Annotated in this window: 2 protein-coding genes; both read right to left on the bottom strand. The window is 46.1% G+C overall.

Going from position 1 to position 684, the window contains the following annotated elements:
- Window positions 1–488 (bottom strand): MATE family efflux transporter (locus tag PGX78_RS08515; protein WP_270446520.1); only part of this gene is annotated, 488 nt, incomplete at its 3' end.
- Between the two features lie 60 nt (window positions 489–548).
- Window positions 549–684 (bottom strand): 30S ribosomal protein S20 (rpsT, locus tag PGX78_RS08510; RefSeq protein WP_270446524.1); only part of this gene is annotated, 136 nt, incomplete at its 5' end.

The raw sequence follows: 684 nt of genomic DNA, 5'->3' as shown, positions 1-684 counted from the left end.
CCCATGGAAAGTCGCGTCATTCCGTGGGCATCTACGGCGTAGCGCAGAGTCGCCTGTACCAACATAGGGAAAATGCCGAAAGATAAAGCCAGCCAATAGTGTTCGGCAATAGCCTGTACGGCAGGTTCCAAGTTTAGGAGAGATAAAAAAGGAGTAAGAAGAAATCGAGATCCGCATACAATGATTACAGTAAGAAAAAAAGATGTATAAATCCCTTGTGTAATAAAGACGGGAATATCTTCCGTCTTACGGGCACCGCGTAATTGGGCAATGATGGGCGAAATGCCGAAGGCTATGCCGCAAGCACCGGCAAAAAGAGGATACCAGATAGTGGCAGCCACAGCTACACCTGCCAGATCCGTCGTACCCGCATTGCCGCTGAAAATACTGCTGAAAAGACTGCTGCCGACGAGAGCGAACTGAGTCAATAAGAGGGGAAAGAAAACCCCAAAAAAATGTGTAATTTGCTTGCCTTCCGGTCTAATCATATATACCTCACAATATTATAAAACAAGCCCCGTATATAACGGGGCTTGCCGGTATTTCAATTATTTGTCGACGCTGTTTACTTTAGCAGCCAAACGGGATTTTTTACGAGCAGCTGTGTTCTTGTGAAGCACACCTTTGCGAGCAGCACTGTCAATAACACTGCTGGCTTTATCATACGCTTTCTTTACTGCGTCT

Source organism: Megasphaera sp. AF13-6AC, from assembly GCF_027685385.1.
Classification (GTDB): Bacteria; Bacillota; Negativicutes; order Veillonellales; family Megasphaeraceae; genus Megasphaera; species Megasphaera micronuciformis.
Note: the sequence above shows the minus strand (reverse complement) of the source record. Positions and strands in the feature narration are given on the sequence as shown.